At 37.2% G+C, this 1,806-nt stretch carries 2 protein-coding genes; both read right to left on the bottom strand.

Features of this window, described 5'->3' with window-relative positions:
- Window positions 1-898 (bottom strand): sulfate adenylyltransferase subunit 1 (locus M947_RS23165; RefSeq protein ID WP_021288572.1); only part of this gene is annotated, 898 nt, incomplete at its 3' end.
- Between the two features lie 45 nt (window positions 899-943).
- Window positions 944-1,804, bottom strand: a complete 861-nt coding sequence (gene cysD, locus M947_RS23160) for a sulfate adenylyltransferase subunit CysD (RefSeq protein ID WP_051147995.1) — start codon at window positions 1,802-1,804, stop codon at window positions 944-946.
- Window positions 1,805-1,806 lie beyond the last annotated feature (2 nt).

Genomic DNA, 1,806 nt, shown 5'->3' with positions numbered 1-1,806 from the left:
CTACACTTATGCTTCCACTTGATATAGTTCCACAAAAACCTCTAAAATTTAGATGCGGTCTGCTTACATACTGTACTGGCAAACGAAAGTGAGTACTCAGATCTTGACTCTGACCCCTGACCCCTGACCCCTGAACTCTGACTCCTGAACTCTGACCCCTGAACTCTGAGCTCTGAGCACTATTGAGAGGTATAGTATCTAAGAGTTCCATAAGTGGCTTCTCTTTATACCAAGATAAATTTTCACTTTTGTTTACTATATTGTCTCCATCTAAAGCTGATATAGGAATAAAAGTAGTGTTCAGGGTTAAGTGTTCAGGGTTTAGATGAGTTAACACTTCATTCTCATAGTCTTTTTTTATACTCTCAAATACTTCTTGTGAAAAATCTACTAAATCCATCTTATTTATAGCAACTACAAGATTTTTAATCCCTAGCAAAGAGGCTATATATGAGTGCCTTTTAGTTTGTGTTAAAACACCCTTTCTTGCATCTATAAGTATAATTGCAATATCAGCAGTACTAGCACCTGTTGCCATATTTCTAGTGTACTCTTCATGACCTGGAGTATCTGCTATTATAAATTTTCTTTTATCAGTTGAGAAAAATCTATAGGCTACATCTATAGTAATTCCTTGCTCTCTCTCACTTGCAAGTCCATCTACTAAAAGTGCCAAGTCAATTTTATCGCCTGTAGTTCCACTTTTTTTACTATCTCTTTCTATCGCTGCAAGCTGGTCTTCAAATATCATCTTTGCATCATAAAGAAGTCTTCCTATTAGAGTACTCTTTCCATCATCAACACTACCACAAGTGATAAACCTACATATCTCTTTGTTCTCGTGTTCTTTTAGATATGCTTCTATATTGTTAGCAATTAGGTCTGATTGGTGTGACATTCAAATATTTCCTTTATCAATTATTAGAGCTTTGACCCCTGAGTTCTAAAAATACCCCTCTTGTTTCTTCTTCTCCATCGATGCATCGCCATCACTATCTATGAGTCTTCCTTGCCTTTCACTTGTAGTACAGATTAGCATCTCTTGTATAATCTCTGGTAAGGTTGTAGCTTCACTATTTACTGCACCTGTAAGTGGATAGCATCCTAGTGTTCTAAATCTTACCTTCTCTACTTTAGCAGTTTTTCTTAACTCCTCAGGCATCCTCTCATCATCTACTAAGATTTTTGTGCCCATATACTCTATAACTTCACGCTCTTTTGAGAAGTATAGTTGTGGTATATCTATATTTTCAAGATAGATATATTGCCAGATGTCTAGCTCCGTCCAGTTTGAGAGTGGAAATACTCTTATGGACTCATCTTGATGGTGTCTTGCATTGAAGATATTCCAAAGTTCTGGTCTTTGAGATTTTGGATCCCATCTATGGTTTTTATCACGAAATGAGTAGATACGCTCTTTTGCACGAGACTTCTCTTCATCTCTTCTAGCCCCTCCAAACACTGCATCAAACTTATAAATATCTAGCATCTGCTTAAGACCCTCTGTCTTCATAATATCTGTATGAAGAGCACTTCCGTGTGTAAATGGTGAGATATTCATCTCCTCGCCCTTTGGGTTGGAGTAAACGATAAGCTCCATACCTACTTCTTTTGCTCTTTTATCACGAAACTCTATCATCTCTTTAAACTTCCACTTTGTATCTACATGAACAAGTGGTAGTGGTGGAGGTGCTGGGTAGAATGCTTTTTGCAAGATATGAAGCATAACTGAGCTATCTTTCCCTACAGAGTAAAGCATAGCAGGATTTCTAAACTCTGCTATGACTTCTCTCATTATATGGATAG

Source organism: Sulfurimonas hongkongensis, from assembly GCF_000445475.1.
Lineage (GTDB): Bacteria > Campylobacterota > Campylobacteria > Campylobacterales > Sulfurimonadaceae > Sulfurimonas > Sulfurimonas hongkongensis.
The sequence above is the reverse complement of the archived record's forward strand: the minus strand, read 5'-3'. Positions and strand labels throughout refer to the sequence as shown.